We start from the raw sequence: 21,828 nt of genomic DNA on the forward strand, positions 1-21,828 counted from the left end.
AGGTTTCGATATCCCCCATGAGCACAGAGACTAAAACAGCACTAGCAACCCCGCAACCGGAGGAAGAAAATTCCTGGATAGAGGGGTGCGTCACGGGTAACGGGAGGAAGGTTGGCCACAGGCGTGGCTAACGCTGACAAACGGTAGGGAACGGGATTGGCTGGGTGAATGGTGGCTGCGGACAGGGATTGGCTGGGTGAACGGTGGCGGCGGACAGGGGGAGGAGGAACTGGAGCACAAGCCCCTCAGGTGAGGGGCTTGATGCGTATGCTCTGGGGACTAGCCGCGGTCGACGGCGCGGTTGCGCAGAGCGCGGGCGAGGCGGTCGCGCTGCTCGGTGACTGCGCGGCGCAAGCCGCCGGCCAAGTCGCGGGAGAGGAACTCGTCGGCGCGGTCGAGGGTCTCCTGGCTGACATCCCAGCGCGGGAACAACCCGGTTACCGTGGTCAGGGCAATCTCGTTGGATTGCGCGGACCAGATCTTTTCCGCCACGTCAAAGAACTCAGCGCTCGGCAGGAGCTCGTCGGAGCCTACGAACGCCAGGCCCGCTAGCTTGGATTCCAAGTCGCGGTTGCCCAGTTCACCGGCGACAATCTCGTCCCACACCGCGCGCTTGTTGTCCTCGGTATTAACCGCAGCCAACGCCTTAAGCGAGGCCTGGTAGCCCGTCGCGGTGTTATCGCGCTTGAGTTCCTCAGCCACCGCCGTCAGGGCGGCGCCGGCGGCTTCGGGCCCGGTGACGTCGGCAAGCGAGCCATCAGCAATGAGCGCGGTGAGCGCCTTCCAGCGCAGGCCCGCATCCGAGGAGGTCTCAAGAAGGTCCTGGAAGAAGGTGCGGGAGGCGTCGTGAAGCTTGATGCCGGCCAGCGCCTGGGTGAAGACGATGGAGCGCTCGGCGTCGTCGGAGCGGGCGCCGGCCAGGAGGGCGTCGGCAAGCTGCGTGTCCTCCTTAGCCCACTCCGGGTCGGCATAGGTGGACTGGGCCAAAGCGGCCTGGGCGAGGATGCGCTCGAGCACGGCGAGCTCAGTCTCCGCCGCCGCACCGCGGGCGACGAGCGCGACGAAATCGCGGGCGCGCATGGTACCTGCACGGGTCATCTCCCACGCGGTGGACCAGCACAGGGTGCGGGCCATGGGGTCCTCGAATTTGTCGACATTCTCCAGCAGGAACTGCAAAGAACCCGCATCCAGATCGATGAGGCAGTAGGTCAGGTCATCGTCGTTGGGAAGGACGAAGGGGACGTCGGAAAGCGCGCGGCCCACAAGCTCCGGAATCTCAGTGGAGGAGCCGTCGATATCCATCTCGATGCGCTCGGTGCGCACCACCTTCTCACCCTGCAAGGCATAGACGCCGACAGCGACGCGGTGCGTGCGCAGGGTATCACCACGCTGGGTGAGGTAGGCCTGCGTGATGATGCCGGACTCGTCCGTACCCAACGCCACGCCCAGCGTGTTTACGCCCGTGGTCTTGAGCCACTGCTGTGCCCAGAAGGACAGGTCACGCCCTGAGGCCTCCTCCAAGTGGCGCAGCAGATCCCCGAAGGTGGCGTTCGACCACTGGTGTTCCTGGAAATGGCGGCGCACGCCGGCGAAGAAGTTCTCACGGCCCACATAGGCCTGCAGCTGCTTGAGCACCGACGCCCCCTTGGCGTAGGTGATGCCGTCGAAGTTCTGCTCCACGGTCTCAATGTCAGAAGCATCCGTGGAAATCGGGTGCGTCGTGGGCAGCTGATCCTGCTGGTAGGCCCAGGCCTTCTCCACGTTGGCAAAGGTCACCCATGCGGTATCGTATTGGGTCTCCTCCGCCTGGGAAATCGCCGCTGACCAGGTAGCAAAAGATTCGTTGAGCCACAGGTCATCCCACCACTGCATGGTCACCAGGTCACCGAACCACATGTGCGCCAGCTCGTGCAGGATGGTGTCCGCGCGGCGCTCGTACTTGTAGTGCGAGGCCTGAGACGTAAAGACGTACTCGTCACGGATGGTCACGCAGCCGGCGTTCTCCATCGCACCGGCGTTAAACTCCGGCACGAAGATTTGGTCATATTTGCCAAAGGGGTAGGCAAAGCCGAAGTTGCGGTGATAGAAATCAAAGCCCTGCTTAGTCTCGGTGAAGAGGCGCTCCGCGTCGAGTGAATCCAGCAGTGACGGGCGGCAGTAAATCCCCAGCGGCACCTCAACGGTTTGTGCCGGCGAGCCCTCGGAATGCTCCGCCAAAGTGCCGGTCCACGTATCCGTCACACCAACGTACGGGCCCGCGCACAGCGCAATCAGGTAGGTCGACAGCGGGTAGTCCACCGCAGCGCGCACGGTATTGCCCGAACGCGTGATGGGGGAGTTGGTAATGACCGCCCAGTGCTCTGGGACCTCAAAAGTCAGCGAGTACGTAGCCTTCAAGTCCGGCTGGTCAAAGCAGGCGAAGACACGCTTGGCGTCGGCAGTCTCGAACTGTGTGTAGAGGTAGGCCTCACCATCCACCGGGTCAACGAAGCAGTGCAGACCTTCACCGGTGCGGGAGTAGCGAATCTTCGCCACGACCTTGAGCTCATACTCCGCCACCTGCAAACCCGAGAGTGGGATGCCGTACGTCGGGTCATAAGCGCTGGTGGGCAACGGCGCACCATTGAGGCGGACCTCGAGAAGCTCGTCACCGCGCAAATCAATGAACGTCGAACCAGCTTCCTTCACCCGGAATTTCACCACCGTGGTGGAGGTGAAGAACTCTTCCCCGGTGAGGTCGAGGGCGACGTCGTAGTGGCTTACCTCCACCATGTCGGAACGCTGCTGGGCTTCCTCGCGGGTGAGGTTAATCGAGGTCATGTACTGTCTCTCCTCTTTCTCGGTACCTTTAGTCTCTGCACCAGCGTAGTCACACGCCTAGGGTGGGGTGCCATAGACCGCACAAGCAAAGGAGAATTATTGTGGCTCAACAAGTGACGTTCTGGTTCGACTGCTCATGCCCCTTCGCGTGGTTGACCTCGCGTTGGATTAAGGAAGTGGAGAAGGTCCGCGATATTGAGGTCACCTTCCAGCCGATGTCCCTGTCCGTGCTCAACAAGGGCCGCGACCTGGATCCGGAGTACATGAAGATGATGGAGGCCAACTGGGGCCCTGCCCGCGTAGCGGCCAAGATTGCCGTGGAAGCCCCGGACAAGGTCGATGCCTTCTACACCGCCATGGGCACCCGCATCCACACGGAGGGCCAGGGCGGTAAGAAGGGTTACGGTGCCTACGATGACATCATTAAGCAGGCGCTTGACGACGCCTCCCTCCCCGCCGACTTCGCCTCCGTGGCCAACACCGAAGAGATGGATGACAAGCTCATCGAGTTCCACAACTGCGGCATCTCCGAAGTTGGCGACGAGGTCGGTACCCCAGTGGTGAAGTTCGGCGATACCGCCTTCTTCGGCCCAGTCATCACGCGCGTTCCCACCGGCGAGGAAGCCGGCGAGCTTTTCGACGCCTCCGTGCGCCTCGCCCAGTTCCCCTACTTCTTCGAGCTCAAGCGCTCCCGCACGGAAGCCCCGCAGGTTTAGCGAGTTCGATTCTGCGTCGCTGCGACGACGACGCAGATGAGGACCACCGGGCTAAGCGCGAAGGCGGGCAGCCCGGCAATGTTGATGATTGGGAGGGAGGCTTGCGCTCGAAATTCCTCCCACGCGGCGACTACCCACGTAGCCCATGAAGCGCCTGCGAGGAGAGCAAGCACACCGGCGGTGATCCCAGCTGCACGGTGTGGCTTCTGTGCTATCCACCAAGCGCCCACCCCGAGGTGAGCCACGGTCATCACGATCGCCATGACCAGGGGCCGGAGGAAGCCGCGTTCCGTGAAGAAACCTGCGGCGAACAAACCGGCGCCGATGAGAAAAGCTACGAGGTATAGGGCGGCGACGCGTCTGGTCATGGGTATGCCAACCTCCTCTTGTGCGTGAGTGGCCCCAAGCGTAGCAAGCGCACGCTATTAATGGCAGGGCTCAGCGGGGAGTCGTGCTGCCCGCTAAGATGTGGGCCATGCGCGTTTATTTAGGAGCAGACCACGCAGGGTTCGAGACGAAGAACGTCATCGCTGAACACCTGGAGAAGCAGGGCCACGACGTCATTGACTGCGGTGCCCACGAGTACGACGCCGAGGATGATTACCCGGCATTTTGCATCGAGGCCGCGCTGCGGACCGTCAACGATCCGGGCTCACTCGGCATCGTGTTGGGCGGTTCCGGCAACGGTGAGCAGATTGCCGCGAATAAGGTGAAGGGCGCGCGCTGCGCCCTGGCGTGGTCCCCCGAGACCGCCCGCTTGGCTCGTGAGCACAACAATGCCCAGCTCATCGGCATCGGTGGCCGCATGCACTCCGAGGAGGAGGCACTCGCCATCGTGGATGCCTTCCTTGATCAGGAATGGTCCCGTGCTGAGCGCCACCAGCGTCGCATCGACATTCTTGCCGAGTACGAGCGCACCAACATTCCGCCGGAGCTTCCGGAGGCTTAGTTCATTTCCTTGGGGTGAGTGCCGCCACGGCCCTCTTCCCCAAGGTCAAGATCAGTAATCGCAGCCATCTCGGAATCATCCAGCTCGAAACCGAAGACATCGAAGTTCTGCGCGATGCGCTCCGGGTTTTCGGACTTCGGGAACACGATGACGCCATTTTGTAGGTGCCAGCGGATGATCACCTGAGCGGGGGAAACGCCATATTTCTCGGCGGGCTCGGTGATTTCCGGCTGCTCGAAGAGATCCGTCTTACCCTGACCTAGTGGACCCCAGGCCTCGATGTGCACCTGGTGGGCGCGGAAGGCATCGAGCTCGCGCCAGCGCTGCAGGTAAGGGTGCAGCTCTACCTGGTTGACCACGGGGGTTTCATCAGTCTGGGTTTCCAGCTGGTCCAGGTGCTCCAGTTCGAAGTTAGAAACACCAATGGACTTGGCCTTGCCGGCCTTTTTCAGCTCGATGAGCTGCCTCCAGGCTTCGACATAAGTGCCATTATCCGGGCAGGGCCAGTGGATGAGGTAGAGGTCCACGTAATCGAGGCCCAGCTTTTCCAAGGACTCGTCGAGAGCAGCGGCCGCGTCAGTCTGGCGGTCATTCCACAGCTTCGTGGTGATAAATAGTTCTTCGCGCGGAATGCCGGACTTGGCGATAGCGCGGCCCACGCCTTCCTCGTTGCCGTAGATAGCAGCGGTGTCAATGTGGCGATAGCCCACCTTGAGGGCTTCGAGGACCAGCTCCTCGGTTTTATTGGGGTCAACCTTAAAGACGCCGTAGCCGAGCTGGGGGATGGTGTTGCCGTCGTTGAGTTCAATATTCGGTACTGTCATGCGGCCCACTCTACGCAGAGCTTGGTCACCCGCGCAGAAAAGGAAAGTTATGGCCTACGCGAATCACCGGAGTGCCCCGAGTGTGGAGTAGCGCCACAGAATCAAAAACGACTAAAGCCGCACCGGCTAGCTAAAATAGGTGCTCAGTGCAGCTTTTGTGGAGGGAATGACGGGAATCGAACCCGCGTCTTCAGCTTGGAAGGCTGAGGTATTAGCCACTATACGACATTCCCACAACCGACGATCTCCAGCTTTCAAAGCCTCGACTTTGAAAGCCATTGATTCGGCGTGCGCACTACTTTAGCGCATACGGGCGCTGAAAAGAAAATGGGAACTAGAAAGGGGTAAAGGACGTTATTTTGGATAGGTACATAATCCCAACAACACACAATTCGACTCTTTAGTGAAAGTGGTGCTTTCGTGAGCTCGTTATTGCTCCTTATCCTCATCGTCGGCGGCGGCGCCTGGTTCCTTTCTTCGCGCAACGGGAAGAAACAGCAAGAGCTGCGAGAATCCCAACGTTTTGAGGATGCGATGGCGGATGCGCGCCGCTGGACTGAGCGTTTGGGTGGCCAGGTGATGAACTTGAGCGGTACGGATACCGCCTCCCAGCAGGCTATGGCGGATGCCTCTGAGCGTTTTACCGCGGCCAATTCGGCAATTTCCCGCGCCACAACCGTCAAGCAAGCGCACCTAGCGCGCGAGTCCGCACTGGAGGGGCTCTATTATGTGGCGGCCGCGCGTGAGATTATGGGCATGGATCCGGGCCCGGAGCTGCCACCGCTGGAGGGCCAGCGCCAGGCCGGCAAGGTGACGGAGACCCGCACGGTGGAGGCTAACGGGGAGACGCTGACGGCGTCGCCAAGCGCATCTGCAGAAACCCCCAACTACTACCCGGGTGGTGTCGTGGCTGGACGCCCGGTCCCGGCCGGTTGGTACTCGCGTCCGTGGTGGGCTGATGCGCTGACCACCGGTGTGTGGATGGTGGGCTACTCCATGATGTTCAATGCGATGTTCGCGGGTATGTCCGGCGTTGGCTACTCCGCCGCAGCCGCAGAAAACGGTGACTGGGGCGGAGACACGGGCGGCGCCGACGGCATGGACCCCGGTGCCATGGATGGTGCCGGTGACGCCGGGGGAGGCGAGGAGGGCGGCTTTTTCGACGGCCTGTTTGGTGGCGACGGGGGCGATGGCGGAATGTTTGATTTCGACTTCGACTTCTAGCGCTAAAGCTGCCCCTGACGTGGGGAAACAAAGTTTAATTGGGGCCGGTGTTGGGATAGTCAAGCAGCTATCGGTACACTAGCCCCAGTATGAAGCGCAGCTGCGTGCGGAACTTCCGGGCGCAGAGGCTTTCCATACGGGGCGTGGCGCAGCTTGGTAGCGCACCTGCTTTGGGAGCAGGGGGTCGCAGGTTCAAATCCTGTCGCCCCGACGTATGGGGGCCTGGACACTCATCCAGGCCCCCTAATTTCATCTTTGAACGATCACAATCAGGAGAGTTTCTCGTGAAGACCACCGTAGACAAGCTGAGCGATACCCGCGTCAAGCTCACCGTCAACGTTCCGTTTGCTGAGCTGGACAAGGAAATCGATCAGGCCTACGCGGCGATCGCGCAGCAGGTTTCCATCCCGGGTTTCCGTAAGGGCAAGGCTCCGCGCCAGCTTATCGACGCCCGCTTTGGTCGTGGCCCCATCCTCGAGCAGGTCGTCAACGACATGCTGCCGTCCCGCTACGAGCAGGCCGTTGAAGAAAACGATCTCAAGGTTATTGGTCAGCCGGAGATTGACATTGCCAAGCTGGAGGACAACGACTTCGTCGAGTTCACCGCTGAGGTAGACGTTCGTCCCGAGTTTGAGGTGCCGGACTTCTCCAAGATTTCCGTCAAGGTGCCGGCGCTGGAGACTTCCGAAGAGGACGTCGACAAGGCGCTCGAGGACCTGGCTTCCCGCTTCGGTGAGCTCAAGGACACCAAGCGCAAGATGAAGACCGGTGATTTCGCTATCGTCGACATCACCACCGAAGTTGATGGCACCAAGCTAGATGAGGCTTCCCACGAGGGTATGACCTACCGCATCGGTGACGACAACCTGATTAAGGGTCTCGATACCGCACTGCGTGGCATGAAGACCGATGAGGACAACGAGTTCACCACCACCATCCAGTCCGGTGAGCACGAGGGCGAAGAGGCCACCGTGAAGGTCCACGTCCAGCAGACTAAGGAGCGCAAGCTGCCGGATCTCGACGACGAGTTCGCGCAGATGGCCTCCGAGTTCGACACCATCGACGAGCTGCGAGAGGACACCAAGTCCCGCGTCGAAGAGTCCAAGAAGTCCGAGCAGGCTGCTGCCATCCGCGATGAGGTCCTGAAGGCCGCTCTGGCAGAGGTTTCCTTCGAGCTGCCGTCCTCCATCGTTGATGAGCAGGTTCACGCTCAGCTGCACCAGGTCATGGGCCAGCTGGCTCACGACGAGAAGGCTCTGGCCCAGCTGCTTGAGGCACAGGGCACGACCCGCGAGGAGTTCGACGCTGATGCTCGCAAGTCCGCTGAGGAATCCGTCCGCACCCAGCTCTTCCTCGACGCCCTGGCTGAGATCGAGGAGCCGGAGGTGTCCCAGCAGGAGCTGACCGACCACATCCTGTTCACCGCGCAGTCTTACGGCATGGACCCGAACCAGTTCATCCAGCAGCTGCAGTCCAGCAACCAGCTGGGTAACCTGTTCTCTGACGTTCGCCGTGGCAAGGCCCTGGCAATGGCCATCTGCCGTGCCGAGGTCACCGATGAAGAGGGCAACAAGGTTGACGTTGACCAGTACTTCGGTGAAATCGAAGAAGCGGACGCTGCTGAAGCTTCCGAGGAGAAGTAATCTCCCGCTTGTAACGCGCTGCTGCCACATGTGTGGTGGCGAGCGCGCATGAAACCCCGGATTCAGGTAACTCAAGGATGAGCCTGAATCCGGGGTTTGTGTCATTGTGAACGCCCTCTAGGAGTCTTTGAGTACTTCGTAGAGGGCGCGATGGGTGTTGGCTGGGGATACCGCTAGCCGTTCGTGGCTCTAAAGGCCTCGTCGGTCAACTGCAGGAAGCGCATAACGTAATCCTTGACAAAGTCTGCGGTGCGTTGATTGAGATGTCCGGACTCTTCGAAAAGGGTGGGGGATTGGCCCAGAAATACTTCGGGCTGACCAGGGAGCGGCATATCGAAGTAGGACAGGGCGAGGCGAAGGTTCTTCTGTGAACTGTAGCCGCCCATGCGGCCTACAGAGTGGCTAATGATACCTGCGGGAAGGTTCTTCCACGCCACATCTGAGTTGGGCTTAGAGCCGATGTCCACTGCGTTCTTGAGGCAGGCAGGGATAGTGCGGTTGTTCTCTGGCGTAATGAAGAGGATCCCGCTCGAGTTCTTGATGGTCTCGCGAAAGGTGGTGTACTCAGCCGGAGTGGGCTTGTCCGTGACGGCGGGGTCATCGTAGTCGAAGTCATAGAGCGGCAAGTCACGGATTTCCACGATGTTTGCCTCGTAGTCTTCAGGGATCATCGTGAGCACCTCGTGTGCAATCTTGCGTGCAAATGACTCTCGGCGCAGGCTGCCGACGATAACGCTGATACGTGGGGTGGTCATGGTAAACCTTCTTTCTTAGTTGGGTGTAGGGAGACGTGGTCAAGGGAGAAAAGGCTTGCAGCCAAAGGCCGGTGGTGGGCCGGCAGCGTGGGCGGCGGTGAGGAAGCCATCTACTTTGTCTCCTTCTTCATGGCGGAAGTACAGTTCGATGAGCCCTAGAAGACCCCCGAGGACGGCCTCTCGTGCGGCGGATGTATTCAACAGCCGCATGGCTGCGGGTTGGTTTCCTTCGCGGATGGCTTCAAACAGCGCGATGGTCTCAAGCCAGCTTCCTTGGTCCGGTCGCGGAAAAGGTTTAGAAATCCCAGTCATCATCACTCGTTTCTTCAGCAGTACCAATGACATAGGAGGAACCAGATCCGGAGAAGAAGTCATGGTTCTCATCTGCTCCGGGGGCTAGGGCCGCGAGGATTTCTGGGTTCACTTCCGTTTCTTCGGGCGGGAAATAGTCCGGGTAGCCCAAATTCATGAGTGCCTTATTGGCGTTATAGCGAACGAACACGGCTACATCATCCATGAGTCCCAAAGGCTCATATAGCTCGCCGGAATAGTCCAGCTCTAGTGCATAAAGCTCTTCGAGCAAAGAAATGGTGAAATCATGCATTTCCTTCTGCCGTAGCGGGGTCGTGGATTCCAAACCGCGCTGATACTTGTAGCCCGAGTAGTAGCCGTGCACTGCCTTGTCACGCAGAATGAGGCGAATCATGTCTGCCGTATTTGTCAGGGTGGCGTGGACAGAAAAGTGCAAGGGAAGATAGAAACCCGCGTAGAGAAGCAATGAGGAAAGGAGCGTCGATGACACCTTGCGTTTGAGTGGATCCGGCCCAAAATAGTGCGCGAGCACTTTCTTGGCGCGTGCCTGGAGAAGGTCGTTATTCACCGCCCAGCGGTATGCTTCATCAATTTCCTTTGTACTGCTCAGGGTAGAAAACACTGAAGAGTATGAACGGGCATGGACTGACTGCATGAAGGCGATGTTGGTATACACGGCCTCCTCGTGTTCGGTGCGGGCATCTTGAATCTGACAGATTTCTCCCACAGTGGCCTGGACAGTATCCAGGGTGGTGAGTCCCGTGAACACCCGCATGGTGAGGTTGCGTTCCTCGGGCGTCATCTTCTGCCACGCCGGGAGATCATTAGAAAGCGGGACCTTCTCTGGCAACCAAAAATTGGCGGTGAGACGGTTCCACACTTCAAGATCCTTGTCATCGCTCACCCGGTTCCAATTGATGGCGCGGATGCGGGCTGAAGGATCATGCCGGTAGCTCGGCGGGGTAACTGAAATGCTGGTTAGTTCAGCACTGTTCGATGTTGAAGACATAGCTTCCTTCTTTCTGAGTGAATGGTTGTAGACAAGGGGAGGACCGTGCTCCTACAAAGCACAGGAGACGCAGCCTTCGACCTCGGTTCCTTGGAGCGCGGATTGGCGTAAACGGATGTAGTAGAGGGTCTTGATTCCGGCTTTCCAGGCATAGATTTGTGCCTTGTTGATGTCTCGCGTGGTCGTATCAGCGGTAAAGAACAAGGTCAGGGAAAGTCCTTGGTCCACGTGTTGGGTGGCCATGGCGTAGGTGTCGATGATTTTTTTGTATCCCACGGCGTAGGAGTCATCGAAATACTCCAGGTTGTCGTTGGTCATTTCCGGCGCGGGGTAGTACACGCGCCCCAAGCGGCCTTCCTTGCGTATTTCAATTTTGGAGGCAATCGGGTGGATGGACGCGGTGGAGTCATTGATGTAGGAAATTGATCCAGTGGGTGGAACTGCCTGCAAGTAGGCGTTGTAGATGCCGTCTTGCATCACTTGTTTCTTGAGCCGTAGCCAATCCTCGCGTTGAGGAATCTGCACGCCTGCTTCATGGAAGAGCTGTTTTACGTGTTCAGTGGCTGGCACCCAGTCTTGGTCGATGTATTTGTCAAAGTAGGCGCCAGTGGCATAGGTGGATTCTTCGAAGCCTGTGAATCGTTGACCTTTTTCAACCGCGAGTGCATGGGATGCGCGGAGCGCATGGTAGGTCACCGTGAGGAAATAGATATTTGTAAAGTCCAGTGCCTCGGCGCAGCCATAAGGAATACGCTGTGAAGCAAGGAAGCCGTGGAGATTCATTTGGCCCAGACCAATGGCATGCATGGAAGCATTTCCGTGAGCGATGGAAGGAACAGCTTCGATATTCGTCAGGTCTGAAACTTTCGTGAGGGCACGCACCGCGGTTTCGACGGTCTCCCCGAAGTTCGGTGATTCAAAAGCCTTCGCTATGTTGAGGGAGCCTAGATTGCAGGAAATATCCTGGCCGACGGTGGTGTAGTCACCCGAAGCTCCGTAGGTCGAGGGCGTGTTGACCTGGAGGATTTCACTACACAGGTTGGACATATTGATATGTCCTTTGAGGGGATTAGCGCGGTTGACCGTATCCTCAAAGAGGATGTAGGGGTATCCGGATTCAAACTGAAGCTCAGCCAGCGTGGTGAAAAACTCGCGGGCTTTAATGGTCGTGTGAGAAATTCGCGGATTGGCAACCAACTCGTCGTAGTACTCGGTGATGGACATGTCAGACATGGCTACGCCGTACTCGCGAGCGATGTCATACGGGCTAAAAAGATGCATATCCTTGTTCTCTTTGGCCAGCCGGAAGGTTATATCTGGAATAACAACCCCCAGCGAAAGAGTCTTGATGCGGACTTTCTCATCGGCATTTTCCCGCTTGGTATCCAGGAAGCGAAGAATATCTGGATGGTGCGCATGCAGGTAGACGGCTCCAGCGCCCTGCCGGGCGCCCAATTGGTTGGCATAGCTGAAGCTATCTTCGAGAATTTTCATGACTGGGACTACGCCGGAAGCCTGGTTCTCAATCTTTTTGATCGGGGCTCCGGATTCGCGCAGATTGCTCAGCAACAAGGCCACTCCACCACCGCGCTTTGATAGTTGCAGTGCAGAGTTCACGCTGCGGCCAATGCTCTCCAGATTGTCTTCGATTCGCAGAAGGAAGCAGGAGACCATTTCGCCGCGCTGGGCTTTGCCTGCGTTGAGAAAAGTAGGGGTGGCGGGCTGGAAGCGTCCGGTCATGATGTCATCCACCAGCTTTTCTGCGAGCTCTTCGTCGCCCTGTGCAAGGTATAAAGCTGTGGTGGCGACACGTTCTTCGTAGCCTTCTAGGAATCGGGAGCCATCAAAGGTTTTCAGTGCATATGAAGTAAAGAACTTAAATGCGCCGAGGAAGGTGCGGAACTGGTGCTTAGCTTGATGTGCTCTGTCGTACATGGCGCACAGAAAGGCGTCATCATAAAGCTCAAGGAAATCCCGCTCGTAGTACTCGTTATCAACCAACCATTCCAAGCGTTGCTTGGTGGAATCGAACTGATGCATGCGGGGAGCGACATGGTGCGTGACATAGTCTTGTGCTGCCTGAATGTCCTTGTCAAACTGGATTTTTCCAAAAGCGTCGAACAAGTTCAGCTGCGCGTTGAGTGCGTGGTAGCTTTTGCGCTTGCCGACACCGCCGGCATTGTCTGCTGAAGCAGTGCGGGGCGTAGCGCCAATAGTCTGTGTGGGGGTGGCATCAAGAGACCACATTGTGTTGTCCAATCTGTGTGATGCGGATGTGTTCTTCATCTTGTGGGGGATTAATGGGGTGTCATCGTTAGCTGCTTTTGCTGCTCCCAAAACTTTTGAAGGCCCTGCTTTACGGCGGCAATGTCCTTCTGGGTGCCGAGAAGCTCGAAGTGATACAGCTCCGGTACGTGGCACTTGGCGGAAATGATGCGTCCGGCGACGCAGTAAGCACTTCCGAAGTTGGTATTCCCTGAGGTAATAACGCCCCGGATAAAGGAGCGGTTGATTGGGTCATTGAGGAAGTCGATGACCTGTTTGGGGACTGCGCGTTTGAGCGAGCCTCCGCCGTAGGTGGGAACGATGAGTACGTACGGGTGTGAAACCTGGATCATCCCGGTTTTCTTGGGGCGCAGCGGAATGCGCACCGCGGGTCTATCTAAGCGTTCGACGAATCTTTTTGTGTTTTCTGAAACGCTAGAAAAATACACCAAATCTGGTGAGTCTGACATAGCAATCCTGCTCATCCTGGCCTTAGCCATAAGTGGGATAGGTGATATTCGAAAAGACTAACTACGCAATGGCGTAGTTGCAACTACGGCCCAACGTAGTTTTGAAAAGGGCAGGTGAGAGTAGGATTAATGCAAAGGGGAAGGTCTAACGGCTGTGGTGTGCTACAAACACTGCGTCGGTAGCTGGGCGTCCAAGCACTACCCACTGAGTGCTGCCGGCCACCTGTATTTCGAGAGAATCTGAAAAGGGCGCTCCCTCGCGCGTGCTAAGAACAGCCCCTGTGACAATGCCGCGCTCTTCAAGGAACTTCAGCAGTTGTGGGTCGGAATCAGAAATGCGTTCCACGGTCACTTGCGGTTGTGCACCGCTGTCGGTGAGACGGTGCGCACTGGGGATTGTGATCTGTCCATCAACCGTAGGGATAGGATCGCCGTGCGGATCCCTAGTGGGGTAATTAAGGAACTTATCTACACGTTCTATGAGCATGTCGGACACCGCGTGTTCGAGATTTTCGGCTTCATTATGGACTTCGTCCCACGTGTAGTCCAATGCTTGAACCAAAAAAGACTCAAGCAATCGGTGGCGGCGCACCATGACCAATGCGTACTGCCTGCCAAGTTCGGTTAACTCCACAGAGCCATAGGGCGTGTGTGACACGAGCCCTTGCTTCGACATTTTGCGCACTGCATCGGAAACCGAGGAGAGCTTGAGTCCCAACTGTTTCGCTATAAGTGTGGCGGTAACGGGCTCGGACGACCATTCCTTTAGCCCCCAGATTGCTTTCAAATAGTTCTGGGTACTGGTGGATAGCTCGGAAACAGACATGAGCAAATGTTAACCCAGCTTCCGTATGCGCCTTTGGTGCTGCGCCCCAACGCTCATAGCGAACAGAGGCCAAGTTTGAGAGGAATGCCGGTAAGGTGGGGCCAGTTAAAGCATTCTTCACTTGAAGGAGAACCATTAATGTCTGAGAAGATTTCAATGAACTCGTCGTCTACGGGTATGAATCTGAGCGATAGCGTGTATGAGCGCCTGCTGCGCGAGCGCATTATCTTCCTGGGAACCCAGGTGGATGATGAGATTGCCAACAAACTGTGCGCCCAGATCCTCCTGCTGTCCGCAGAGGACCCCACGCGCGATATTTCGCTTTACATCAATTCCCCGGGTGGCTCGGTCACCGCGGGCATGGCCATCTACGACACGATGAAGTACTCGCCGTGCGACGTGGCTACGTATGGCATGGGCCTGGCCGCTTCGATGGGCCAGTTCCTGCTCTCCGGCGGCACCAAGGGCAAGCGCTACGCGCTGCCGCACGCCCGCATCATGATGCACCAGCCTTCCGCTGGTGTGGGTGGTACCGCCGCAGATATCGCCATCCAGGCCGAGCAGTTCGCGCAGACCAAGCGCGAGATGGCTGAGCTCATCGCTGAGCACACCGGCCAGACCTTCGAGCAAATCACCAAGGATTCGGACCGCGACCGCTGGTTCACCGCCCAGCAGGCCAAGGAATACGGCATCGTCGACCACGTCATCGAGTCCGTCAACGGTCCTATCACCAACTAGGGAACAAGGAGCTTTATCACTATGTCTAACCTTCAGATGCCTTCTTCCCGCTACGTTCTGCCGGAGTTCATTGAGCAGAACGCACAGGGATCGAAGACCACCAACCCGTATTCCAAGCTCTTTGAAGAGCGCATCATCTTCCTGGGCACCCAGGTCGATGACACCTCCGCCAACGACATCATGGCGCAGCTGCTGGTCTTGGAGTCCCAGGATCCGGACCGCGACATCACGATGTACATCAACTCCCCGGGTGGCTCGTTTACCGCGCTGATGGCTATCTACGACACCATGCGCTACGTCCGTCCGGACGTGCAGACCGTGTGTCTGGGCCAGGCCGCATCCGCAGCGGCTGTTCTGTTGGCCGCCGGTGCTCCGGGCAAGCGCGCTGCGCTGCCGAACTCTCGTGTGTTGATTCACCAGCCGCGTACGCAGGGCACGCAGGGCCAGGTGTCGGACCTTGAGATCGAGGCCAACGAGATCGAGCGCATGCGCCGCCTCATGGAGGAGACCCTGGCTGAGCACACCGGCCGCACTGCGGAGCAGGTGCGCATCGATACTGACCGCGACAAGATTCTTACCGCGCAGGAAGCCGTTGACTACGGTCTCATCGATACCGTCTTTGATTACCGCAAGCTCAACGCCTAAGTAATCAAGCTTAAAGCCCCGCTGTCTAGTAGATAGCGGGGCTTCGGCCATGCTTAGGCTTCGTAGGGCGGCAGGATGGCCTCGGGGGACTCGGGGAGGATCTGGCCGCCGTCAATGATGATGGTCTGGCCCGTTATGTAGCCTGCTTCGCGGGAGGCGAGGAAGGCCGCGGCGTTGCCGATATCGCGCGGGGAACCTAAGCGGTGCATAGGGACGGAGCGTGCCATTTGGTCGAGGTACTCCTGACCCTGGCCCTCCAAACCCTCGGTGAGGATGTTGCCTGGCAGAACACCATTGATGGTGATGCCATCACGGGCAACTTCCAGTGCCGCGGAGCGCATGAAGCCTTGTTGTGCGGCCTTCGAAGCGCCGTAGTGCGCCCAGCCTGGGTAGCCGGTGTGCGAGCCGGTGATAGACGTCGTGATGACGATGCGCCCGTAGCCCGCTTTCTTCATGTAGGGCAGTGCTTCCTGCACCACGGTGAACGTGCCGTGCGTGTTGATGGCGAACATGGCGTCCCATTGCTCGTCGGTTATGTCCTCGAGCGGGCAGTTGGGGAAGACACCGGCGTTGGAACAGACGATGTCGATGCGGCCATAGCGCTTGACGACGTCCCTGTAGAGGTTGCGGACGGAGTCGCGCGAGGTGACGTCGACAAGCAGGGCGTCCGCCCCGAGTTCTTCGGCAGTCTTCTGCGCGGCCTCGAGGTTGAGGTCAGCGATGACGACGGTCGCGCCGGCTTCGCGTAGAGCGCTGACGATGCCGCGGCCGATTCCGGCGGCGCCGCCGGTGACGATGGCAACGTGGTCCTGAAGATTAAACATGTACTGCTCCTAAGCGGTTGGGGCTGTGTGCCCCCTCCAGCCTAGGCCGCCACGGTCTGGGGTGCTGTCTGCTTGGTGGTTGCCGTGTAGGCGCGCACACCGATGAGGGAGATTGCGGCCAACACAGCGGTAGCGCCGGCGAGGGTGTAGAGCCCCGTTGGGGTCCAGCCGCTTTCGAGCAGATAGCCCGCCAGGATGGGAGCGAGGGTAGCGCCCACGCGAGCGATGCCGATGGCAGCGCCCGTACCCGTGGTGCGCAGCGCCGAAGGGTAAGCCTCCGGGGTGACGGTGTAAAGGCCGGAGATGCAGGCGTTGAGGGTAAGGCCTACGCCGACTCCGAGGGCAAACATGAGGGAAGGCACGGCGGTGGAGTTAATGAAGCCGACGAGGACGACGGAGGAGATAAGACAGAAGACGATGAGCAGGGGGCGGGCGTCGATGCGCGTGGTGAACAGGCCGAAGAGGATGGCGCCGATAGCACCGCCGAAGGAAAGCATGATGCCGCCGATGATGCCCTGCTGGGCGGTAAGGCCCTCGGCGGTAAGAAGCTTCGGGGTCCACTGCGAGGTGAAGTTGTAGGCAAACATGATGAAGCTGAAGGCCAGCCAGAGCTTGATGGAGGTGCGCAGGAACTGCGGCGAGACGAGGTCCTTGTAGGAGGCCTTGTGGCTGGTGCGCGGGCGGACGCTGACGTCTCCCGTGAGGCCGAGTTTGGCGGTGATGGTGCGCACCGTGTCCATGCGGCCACGGGCGGCGAGGAAGTCTGCGGACTCGGGGACGAAAGCAACCGTGAGGATAAGGGCGACAACTGTGAGTGCTGCGCCAACCCAGAATATGGGCTGCCAGGTATCGAAGGAGGAGGCGACAACGCCGCAGAAGGAGGCACCGAGGCCATAGCCGGAGGCGTAGATGGCGACGGCCAGGCCGCGGAAGCGCAGGTTGGAGTACTCGCTGACGAGCACGGTGACACAGACAAGGACGCCGCCGACGCCAATGCCGGTGATGAGGCGGCACAGCAACAGCAGGCTAAATGTAGGCGCGAGGGCGGTGAGCACGAGGCCGACGAGGTCAATGACGAGCGAGACCGTGATGAGGGTGGTGCGTCCAAGGCGGTCAGCCAACGGGGCGAGGAAGAGCGAGCCAAGGCCGATGCCGATGAGGGCGGAGGACAGGAGCCAGCCAAGGGAAGAATCGGACAGCGCGAACTCTTCGCTGACGGTGCCGGCGCCGAAGGCCATGGCCACCATGTCATAGCCGTCGAGTGCATTGAGGAAGAGGGCAATGGCGATGATGAGCCATTGGCGTGCGCCCATGGGGGAGCGGTCGATGAGTTCGCGGATGTCCATGAAAATCTTTCTGCTGATAGAGCGGTTTCGATGTAAGTTAGTGAACCGCTCTGTCTATGTCCACTAACTGCCGTTTTAAATTCAAGGGCGCGCCGCTGAGTGAGGAATAGCGCTCGAGTCTGAGTGGTTTACTAGAGTGGAACAAACTGCGGTAAAATCGCCCCACCATAACCCCAGAGAAAAGAGTTGAAAGGCCTTCATGGCACGTATGCAAGAAAGCGCTGACCTGCTCAAGTGTTCCTTCTGTGGAAAGAGTCAGAAGCAGGTGAAGAAGCTTATCGCCGGCGGCGGCGTCTACATCTGTGACGAGTGCATCGAGCTCTGCAACGAAATCATCGAGGAGGAGCTCGGCGCGGCTCAGGCCGAGGCGGACGAAGAGAAGGAGATGCGCCTTCCGCGTCCTTCGGAGATTTCGGCTTTTCTGGATAAGTACGTCATTGGCCAGGACCAGGCCAAGCGCGTGTTGTCGGTGGCTGTGTACAACCACTACAAGCGCATCAAGGCTGAGGAGGCCGCGGGCCTGGAGGGCCGCCGGAAGAAGGCGCAGGATGAAGAAGTTGAGATTTCTAAGTCCAACATCCTGATGCTGGGCCCGACGGGATCCGGTAAAACCTACTTGGCGCAGACCTTGGCGCGTTTGTTGGACGTCCCCTTCGCCATCGCGGATGCCACGAGCCTGACCGAGGCTGGCTACGTGGGCGAGGACGTCGAGAACATCCTGCTCAAGCTGCTGCAGGCAGCGGACTTTGATGTGGAGCGCGCGCAGCACGGCATCATCTACGTCGATGAGGTGGACAAGATCTCCCGCAAGTCGGAGAATCCATCGATTACCCGGGATGTGTCCGGTGAGGGCGTCCAGCAGGCGCTGCTGAAGATCCTTGAAGGAACCGTGGCGGCGATCCCGCCGCAGGGTGGGCGCAAGCACCCGAACCAAGAATTCATCCAGCTGGATACGACGAACATCCTCTTCATCGTCGCCGGTGCTTTTGCGGGCTTGGATAAGGTGATTTCGGAGCGCGTGGGCAAGAAGGGCGTAGGCTTTGGCGCCAAGCTGGAAACTAAGGATGAGAAGGAATCAGTCGACTTCTTCTCCCAGGTGCGTCCGGAGGACCTGGTGAAGTTCGGCCTCATCCCCGAGTTCATCGGCCGCCTGCCGGTGGTTGCCACGGTGGATAACCTGGACCGCGAATCGCTAGTTAAGGTGCTCGTGGAGCCGAAGAACTCGCTGGTCAAGCAATACCAGCGCCTGTTCAGCATGGATGGTGCGGAGCTGCACTTCGAGGATGAGGCGCTGGAGGCAATCGCCGAGCTCGCGCTCGAGCGCAAGACCGGTGCCCGCGGCCTGCGTGCCATCATGGAGGAGCTGCTCGTGCCCATCATGTATGACCTCCCAGACCGCGAGGACATCGCCAGCGTCCACATCACGCAGGACTGCGTGACCGACGGCGGCGAGCCGGAGTTCGTGTACTCGGATGAGGCGAAGGAATCCGCCTAAACGGCATCTCTTAAAAGGCATCTTCAAGGCTGAAGATGCCTTTTGTGCTGTCTACATGGCGTTTTCAGGTCTAAAAACGCCTTCTGTCAGATGCCATCTGCCTGTTGGGGCAAAGGAACCAGATGAATGGGACCATGTAGCTGTGGAGTGAGATTGTGACCTGGGCTTGTGCTCAGGCCGGCGCGCAGATGGTTCCTTTACTTTGGTTTCTTTGCTCGCGCGATGCTGGGGAGAGGGCTCTAATCGGAGAGTCCCCGCCGGCGCGTCATTCGTAGAGGCTCGCTGACGCGTCGCCCTCGTCCTCGGTGGAGTAGACATCCAAGGGCGCGGACTCAGCATCGAGCTCGGTTTCGTTCTGGGTGAGGTAGGACTCGAAGCCGATGTCCGGGATGTTCGCCGTAAGGAAAGCCAGCACAGCATCGACCGCCATGCGGTGCAACCCCTCAGTGTTGTTGTGGGTGTACATGTTGATGTCGAGCAGGTTGCTCATCATCGCGTGATTCGTCACCCGGTACATCGAGAGCGCAGAAATCAGCGTGAAAATATCGTTGGCGGAAATTCCCGGGCGGAACGCGCCGGAATCTTGGCCCAGCATGAGCAGCCTGTCGAGGTGGAGGGAGATCTCGGACACGTCGACAAGCGCCTGCGAGGACTCCAGCACACTGTGGGAGGATTCCATCGTTAGCATCCGGATGGCTTCGGGGTTATTCACATGTTGGCGGAACAACCAATCCACCAAGGTGCGCACGCCCTCGACTGGGACAGCAGAATTGATCTCGAGGCTGCCCTCTGGCGGGTTGAGGCGCCGCGCTGCCGCTGCCAAGGCTTGCTGGTAGAGCCCCTTCTTATCCCCGAAGTAGTAGTGGATCATGCGCTTGGACATCCCAGACAGCTTCGATACGGTCTCGAGCTTGGTTTCGGCATAACCATGCTCCGAAAACTCCGATATCGCAACATCGATCACGTGCTCAACAGAGCCGGAGTCGACCGATGAAGTCTCAGTGCTCATGGAAGGTCCCGTCTAGTCGATGGATATGCGTACAGTTGTCCACTATGCCGAAAAAAGACGGCCGTGGAGCTCAAGTACAAAGAACTCGCATCTTTCGGGGGTAAAATCACACCCCACGGGGGCGAAAAACGGGACTAGGGTGGGAAGGTGAATACCCAGCCGAAAGGACTCGCACATGACTGCATCGAAACCCGTCAAGATCACCGTGACCGGCGCCGCCGGCAACATCGCCTACTCTCTGCTGTGGCGCATCGCTGCGGGTGATGTCTATGGCAAGGACACCCCGGTGGAGCTGGCTTTGCTGGAAATCCCGGACGCCGTGGGCGCCGCTGAAGGCGTGGCCATGGAGCTCAATGACTCTGCTTTCCCCCTCCTGCGCGGCATTACCGTCACCGATGATCCGAACGTGGCCTTCAAGGACACCAAGGCTGCTTTCCTCGTCGGTTCCCGCCCGCGCAGCAAGGGCATGGAGCGCGCCGACCTGCTGGAAGCCAACGGTGCCATTTTCACGGTCCAGGGCAAGGCGCTGAACGACGTCGCTGCGCGCGATGTCCGCGTCCTCGTCGTGGGCAACCCGGCCAACACCAATGCTTATATTGCGGCGAACAGCGCACCGGACCTGGACCCGAGCCAGTTCACCGCGCTCATGCGCCTGGACCACAACCGCACCCAGAGCCAAGTCTCCCTCAAGACGGGAGTGCCTACCGCGGAGCTGACCAAAGTTGCCGTGTGGGGCAATCACTCTGCCTCCCAGTTCCCGGACCTGACCTTCTCCAACGCCGAGGTGGATGAGGATTGGTACAAGGAAGAGATGATTCCGAAGGTGGCCAAGCGCGGCGCCGAGATCATCGCCGTACGCGGTAAGTCTTCAGCTGCCTCCGCAGCCTCTGCCGCGGTGGATCACATGCACGATTGGATCCACGGCACCGAGGACTGGCGTACCGCAGCCGTCGTCTCCGATGGCTCCTATGGCGTGGACGAGGGCCTCGTCTCAGGTTTCCCCACCGTCGCCCGCGACGGCAAGTGGGAAATCGTGCAAGGCCTCGAGCTCAACGATTTCCAGAAGGAACGCATCGAGGCCTCGGTTCAAGAGCTGCGTGAGGAGCGCGAGGCCGTAGCCCACCTGCTCAAGGACTAAGACTCAAGCACTAAGTTATCGATGAGCCGCACCGGCCCCACCTGCGCCGCAACCAGCGCCAGGGCGGACCGGTGTTGTGCATCAATGGGCTCGAGCGTGGCTGGATCCACCACGGTGAGGTAGTCCACCGTCACGCCGGGGGAGGAGGCGAGCTGCGCGCTCGCCTCGTCGAGGGATGCACCCTCCCGCAGCGCAAAGAGCGCCTGGGACAGCGCCACGGCTTGCTCTCGCTCGAGAGGGCTCAGGCGAGAGTTGCGGCTGGACTCGGCCACGCCGTCCGCCGCGCGGACGATGGGCGCGCTGATGATGTCGAGTGGCAGGTCGAGGTCCGCCACTAAGCGCCGAATAATGGCCACCTGCTGGGCATCCTTCTGCCCGAAGTAGGCGCGGTCGGGGCGCACGAGAGTGAATAGCTTGCTCACCACAGTGGCTACGCCGTCGAAGTGGCCGGGGCGCGAAGCGCCTTCCAAGACCGAGCCCATCTCACCCGTGCGCACCCACACCCGCGGGGTGCCACCCGGGTACATCTCCTCCACGCTGGGGGCGAAGACCGCATCGACTCCCAATGAGTCCAGCAGCGCGGCATCCGCGTCGAGGTCGCGCGGGTAGGCGCGGTAGTCCTCGCAATCGCCGAGGTCGGTGAATTGGAGGGGATTGACAAAGACCGAGCACACCACGGTGTCATTCTCCTCGCGGGCGCGGCGCACGAGTGAAGCGTGGCCTTCGTGAAGCGCGCCCATCGTGGGCACCAATCCCACGGTGCCGGATGCGGCCGCGCGGAAGGCGCGGAGTTCAGATTTAGTTTTGAAGATTTGCATGG

Annotated in this window: 21 protein-coding genes and 2 tRNA genes; 9 read left to right on the forward strand and 14 right to left on the reverse strand. The window is 59.2% G+C overall.

What is annotated here, in order from left to right:
- Positions 1 to 279: 279 nt before the first annotated feature.
- On the reverse strand, positions 280 to 2,820 hold the full coding sequence (gene pepN / locus QP363_RS09635) for an aminopeptidase N (RefSeq protein ID WP_284764327.1): 2,541 nt from the start codon (positions 2,818 to 2,820) through the stop codon (positions 280 to 282).
- Positions 2,821 to 2,921: 101 nt separating this feature from the next.
- Here pepN and QP363_RS09640 point away from each other — a divergent pair, with 101 nt between their 5' ends.
- Complete coding sequence (locus QP363_RS09640) at positions 2,922 to 3,536, forward strand: DsbA family protein (protein WP_284764328.1); 615 nt, start codon at positions 2,922 to 2,924, stop codon at positions 3,534 to 3,536.
- On the opposite strand, the gene QP363_RS09645 is transcribed toward QP363_RS09640, so the two are convergent.
- Positions 3,533 to 3,904: a hypothetical protein gene (locus tag QP363_RS09645; protein WP_070730839.1), complete on the reverse strand. Its 372-nt coding sequence runs from the start codon at positions 3,902 to 3,904 to the stop codon at positions 3,533 to 3,535. The genes QP363_RS09640 and QP363_RS09645 overlap by 4 nt on opposite strands.
- A 107-nt stretch (positions 3,905 to 4,011) precedes the next feature.
- On the opposite strand from QP363_RS09645, the gene QP363_RS09650 reads away from it, so the two are divergent.
- A complete protein-coding gene (locus QP363_RS09650; RefSeq protein WP_070447768.1) occupies positions 4,012 to 4,485 on the forward strand; it encodes a ribose-5-phosphate isomerase in 474 nt (157 codons plus the stop codon).
- On the opposite strand, the gene QP363_RS09655 is transcribed toward QP363_RS09650, so the two are convergent.
- Together QP363_RS09655 and QP363_RS09660 are read right to left on the reverse strand one after the other, a co-directional pair.
- Positions 4,482 to 5,309, reverse strand: coding sequence for an aldo/keto reductase (locus tag QP363_RS09655; protein WP_284764332.1), 828 nt, complete (start codon positions 5,307 to 5,309; stop codon positions 4,482 to 4,484). The two genes, QP363_RS09650 and QP363_RS09655, sit on opposite strands and share 4 nt — an antisense overlap.
- A gap of 158 nt (positions 5,310 to 5,467) precedes the next feature.
- Positions 5,468 to 5,542: transfer RNA gene (locus tag QP363_RS09660), tRNA-Gly, on the reverse strand.
- A 187-nt stretch (positions 5,543 to 5,729) separates the two neighbouring features.
- On the opposite strand from QP363_RS09660, the gene QP363_RS09665 reads away from it, so the two are divergent.
- From QP363_RS09665 to tig, 3 genes are all read left to right on the forward strand, one after another.
- Entirely contained in the window at positions 5,730 to 6,533 is an 804-nt protein-coding gene (locus tag QP363_RS09665) for a DUF1542 domain-containing protein (protein WP_284764334.1), read from the forward strand.
- 137 nt (positions 6,534 to 6,670) lie between these two features.
- Positions 6,671 to 6,744 (forward strand) — tRNA-Pro (locus QP363_RS09670).
- A 73-nt stretch (positions 6,745 to 6,817) separates the two neighbouring features.
- Complete coding sequence (gene tig / locus QP363_RS09675; protein ID WP_070711126.1) at positions 6,818 to 8,176, forward strand: trigger factor; 1,359 nt, start codon at positions 6,818 to 6,820, stop codon at positions 8,174 to 8,176.
- A gap of 173 nt (positions 8,177 to 8,349) precedes the next feature.
- On the opposite strand, the gene QP363_RS09680 is transcribed toward tig, so the two are convergent.
- The 6 genes from QP363_RS09680 to QP363_RS09705 form a co-directional block, all read right to left on the reverse strand.
- Positions 8,350 to 8,931 (reverse strand): NADPH-dependent FMN reductase, encoded by a 582-nt coding sequence (locus QP363_RS09680; RefSeq protein WP_070447780.1) that lies wholly within the window; start codon positions 8,929 to 8,931, stop codon positions 8,350 to 8,352.
- A gap of 39 nt (positions 8,932 to 8,970) precedes the next feature.
- Complete coding sequence (locus tag QP363_RS09685) at positions 8,971 to 9,246, reverse strand: hypothetical protein (protein WP_070564615.1); 276 nt, start codon at positions 9,244 to 9,246, stop codon at positions 8,971 to 8,973.
- Positions 9,227 to 10,252, reverse strand: coding sequence for a class 1b ribonucleoside-diphosphate reductase subunit beta (gene nrdF, locus QP363_RS09690; protein WP_023020918.1), 1,026 nt, complete (start codon positions 10,250 to 10,252; stop codon positions 9,227 to 9,229). The genes QP363_RS09685 and nrdF overlap by 20 nt, the downstream gene beginning before the upstream one ends.
- A 51-nt stretch (positions 10,253 to 10,303) precedes the next feature.
- Positions 10,304 to 12,499: a class 1b ribonucleoside-diphosphate reductase subunit alpha gene (gene nrdE, locus QP363_RS09695; RefSeq protein WP_070447783.1), complete on the reverse strand. Its 2,196-nt coding sequence runs from the start codon at positions 12,497 to 12,499 to the stop codon at positions 10,304 to 10,306.
- A gap of 50 nt (positions 12,500 to 12,549) precedes the next feature.
- A complete protein-coding gene (gene nrdI, locus QP363_RS09700; protein WP_005324049.1) occupies positions 12,550 to 13,017 on the reverse strand; it encodes a class Ib ribonucleoside-diphosphate reductase assembly flavoprotein NrdI in 468 nt (155 codons plus the stop codon).
- A 115-nt stretch (positions 13,018 to 13,132) separates the two neighbouring features.
- Positions 13,133 to 13,813, reverse strand: coding sequence for a metal-dependent transcriptional regulator (locus tag QP363_RS09705; RefSeq protein WP_010190918.1), 681 nt, complete (start codon positions 13,811 to 13,813; stop codon positions 13,133 to 13,135).
- 138 nt (positions 13,814 to 13,951) lie between these two features.
- On the opposite strand from QP363_RS09705, the gene QP363_RS09710 reads away from it, so the two are divergent.
- Complete coding sequence (locus QP363_RS09710) at positions 13,952 to 14,551, forward strand: ATP-dependent Clp protease proteolytic subunit (protein WP_010190917.1); 600 nt, start codon at positions 13,952 to 13,954, stop codon at positions 14,549 to 14,551.
- Positions 14,552 to 14,572: 21 nt separating this feature from the next.
- On the forward strand, positions 14,573 to 15,196 hold the full coding sequence (locus QP363_RS09715) for an ATP-dependent Clp protease proteolytic subunit (RefSeq protein WP_010190916.1): 624 nt from the start codon (positions 14,573 to 14,575) through the stop codon (positions 15,194 to 15,196).
- Between the two features lie 53 nt (positions 15,197 to 15,249).
- Here QP363_RS09715 and fabG read toward each other — a convergent pair whose 3' ends face one another.
- Together fabG and QP363_RS09725 are read right to left on the reverse strand one after the other, a co-directional pair.
- Entirely contained in the window at positions 15,250 to 16,020 is a 771-nt protein-coding gene (gene fabG / locus QP363_RS09720) for a 3-oxoacyl-ACP reductase FabG (RefSeq protein ID WP_070525688.1), read from the reverse strand.
- 41 nt (positions 16,021 to 16,061) lie between these two features.
- Positions 16,062 to 17,366 carry an MFS transporter gene (locus tag QP363_RS09725; protein WP_284764351.1) on the reverse strand — a complete coding sequence of 435 codons (1,305 nt, stop codon included), beginning with the start codon at positions 17,364 to 17,366 and terminating at the stop codon, positions 16,062 to 16,064.
- A 199-nt stretch (positions 17,367 to 17,565) separates the two neighbouring features.
- On the opposite strand from QP363_RS09725, the gene clpX reads away from it, so the two are divergent.
- Positions 17,566 to 18,861, forward strand: a complete 1,296-nt coding sequence (gene clpX, locus QP363_RS09730; RefSeq protein ID WP_010190911.1) for an ATP-dependent Clp protease ATP-binding subunit ClpX — start codon at positions 17,566 to 17,568, stop codon at positions 18,859 to 18,861.
- A gap of 265 nt (positions 18,862 to 19,126) precedes the next feature.
- Here clpX and QP363_RS09735 read toward each other — a convergent pair whose 3' ends face one another.
- Entirely contained in the window at positions 19,127 to 19,870 is a 744-nt protein-coding gene (locus QP363_RS09735) for a TetR/AcrR family transcriptional regulator (RefSeq protein WP_070447801.1), read from the reverse strand.
- A gap of 175 nt (positions 19,871 to 20,045) precedes the next feature.
- Between QP363_RS09735 and QP363_RS09740 the strand changes: the two genes are divergently transcribed.
- On the forward strand, positions 20,046 to 21,008 hold the full coding sequence (locus QP363_RS09740; protein WP_070447804.1) for a malate dehydrogenase: 963 nt from the start codon (positions 20,046 to 20,048) through the stop codon (positions 21,006 to 21,008).
- Here the strand turns inward: QP363_RS09740 and panC are convergent.
- Positions 21,005 to 21,826 (reverse strand): pantoate--beta-alanine ligase, encoded by an 822-nt coding sequence (gene panC, locus QP363_RS09745; RefSeq protein ID WP_284764355.1) that lies wholly within the window; start codon positions 21,824 to 21,826, stop codon positions 21,005 to 21,007. The two genes, QP363_RS09740 and panC, sit on opposite strands and share 4 nt — an antisense overlap.
- Positions 21,827 to 21,828: the final 2 nt, after the last annotated feature.

It is taken from the genome of Corynebacterium sp. UMB6689, from assembly GCF_030215295.1.
Lineage (GTDB): Bacteria > Actinomycetota > Actinomycetes > Mycobacteriales > Mycobacteriaceae > Corynebacterium > Corynebacterium aurimucosum.

What these genes read in the sequence shown, in the direction of transcription:
- QP363_RS09710 (WP_010190917.1), top strand. Translation starts at nt 13,952, where the DNA reads ATGTCTGAGAAGATTTCAATGAACTCGTCGTCTACGGGTATGAATCTG.
- nrdE (WP_070447783.1), bottom strand. Translation starts at nt 12,499, where the DNA reads ATGTGGTCTCTTGATGCCACCCCCACACAGACTATTGGCGCTACGCCC.
- QP363_RS09645 (WP_070730839.1), bottom strand. Translation starts at nt 3,904, where the DNA reads ATGACCAGACGCGTCGCCGCCCTATACCTCGTAGCTTTTCTCATCGGC.
- panC (WP_284764355.1), bottom strand. Translation starts at nt 21,826, where the DNA reads ATGCAAATCTTCAAAACTAAATCTGAACTCCGCGCCTTCCGCGCGGCC.
- QP363_RS09655 (WP_284764332.1), bottom strand. Translation starts at nt 5,309, where the DNA reads ATGACAGTACCGAATATTGAACTCAACGACGGCAACACCATCCCCCAG.
- QP363_RS09705 (WP_010190918.1), bottom strand. Translation starts at nt 13,813, where the DNA reads ATGTCTGTTTCCGAGCTATCCACCAGTACCCAGAACTATTTGAAAGCA.
- fabG (WP_070525688.1), bottom strand. Translation starts at nt 16,020, where the DNA reads ATGTTTAATCTTCAGGACCACGTTGCCATCGTCACCGGCGGCGCCGCC.
- nrdF (WP_023020918.1), bottom strand. Translation starts at nt 10,252, where the DNA reads ATGTCTTCAACATCGAACAGTGCTGAACTAACCAGCATTTCAGTTACC.
- QP363_RS09725 (WP_284764351.1), bottom strand. Translation starts at nt 17,366, where the DNA reads ATGGACATCCGCGAACTCATCGACCGCTCCCCCATGGGCGCACGCCAA.
- QP363_RS09685 (WP_070564615.1), bottom strand. Translation starts at nt 9,246, where the DNA reads ATGATGACTGGGATTTCTAAACCTTTTCCGCGACCGGACCAAGGAAGC.
- pepN (WP_284764327.1), bottom strand. Translation starts at nt 2,820, where the DNA reads ATGACCTCGATTAACCTCACCCGCGAGGAAGCCCAGCAGCGTTCCGAC.
- QP363_RS09715 (WP_010190916.1), top strand. Translation starts at nt 14,573, where the DNA reads ATGTCTAACCTTCAGATGCCTTCTTCCCGCTACGTTCTGCCGGAGTTC.
- clpX (WP_010190911.1), top strand. Translation starts at nt 17,566, where the DNA reads ATGGCACGTATGCAAGAAAGCGCTGACCTGCTCAAGTGTTCCTTCTGT.
- QP363_RS09680 (WP_070447780.1), bottom strand. Translation starts at nt 8,931, where the DNA reads ATGACCACCCCACGTATCAGCGTTATCGTCGGCAGCCTGCGCCGAGAG.
- nrdI (WP_005324049.1), bottom strand. Translation starts at nt 13,017, where the DNA reads ATGGCTAAGGCCAGGATGAGCAGGATTGCTATGTCAGACTCACCAGAT.
- QP363_RS09740 (WP_070447804.1), top strand. Translation starts at nt 20,046, where the DNA reads ATGACTGCATCGAAACCCGTCAAGATCACCGTGACCGGCGCCGCCGGC.
- QP363_RS09650 (WP_070447768.1), top strand. Translation starts at nt 4,012, where the DNA reads ATGCGCGTTTATTTAGGAGCAGACCACGCAGGGTTCGAGACGAAGAAC.
- QP363_RS09735 (WP_070447801.1), bottom strand. Translation starts at nt 19,870, where the DNA reads ATGAGCACTGAGACTTCATCGGTCGACTCCGGCTCTGTTGAGCACGTG.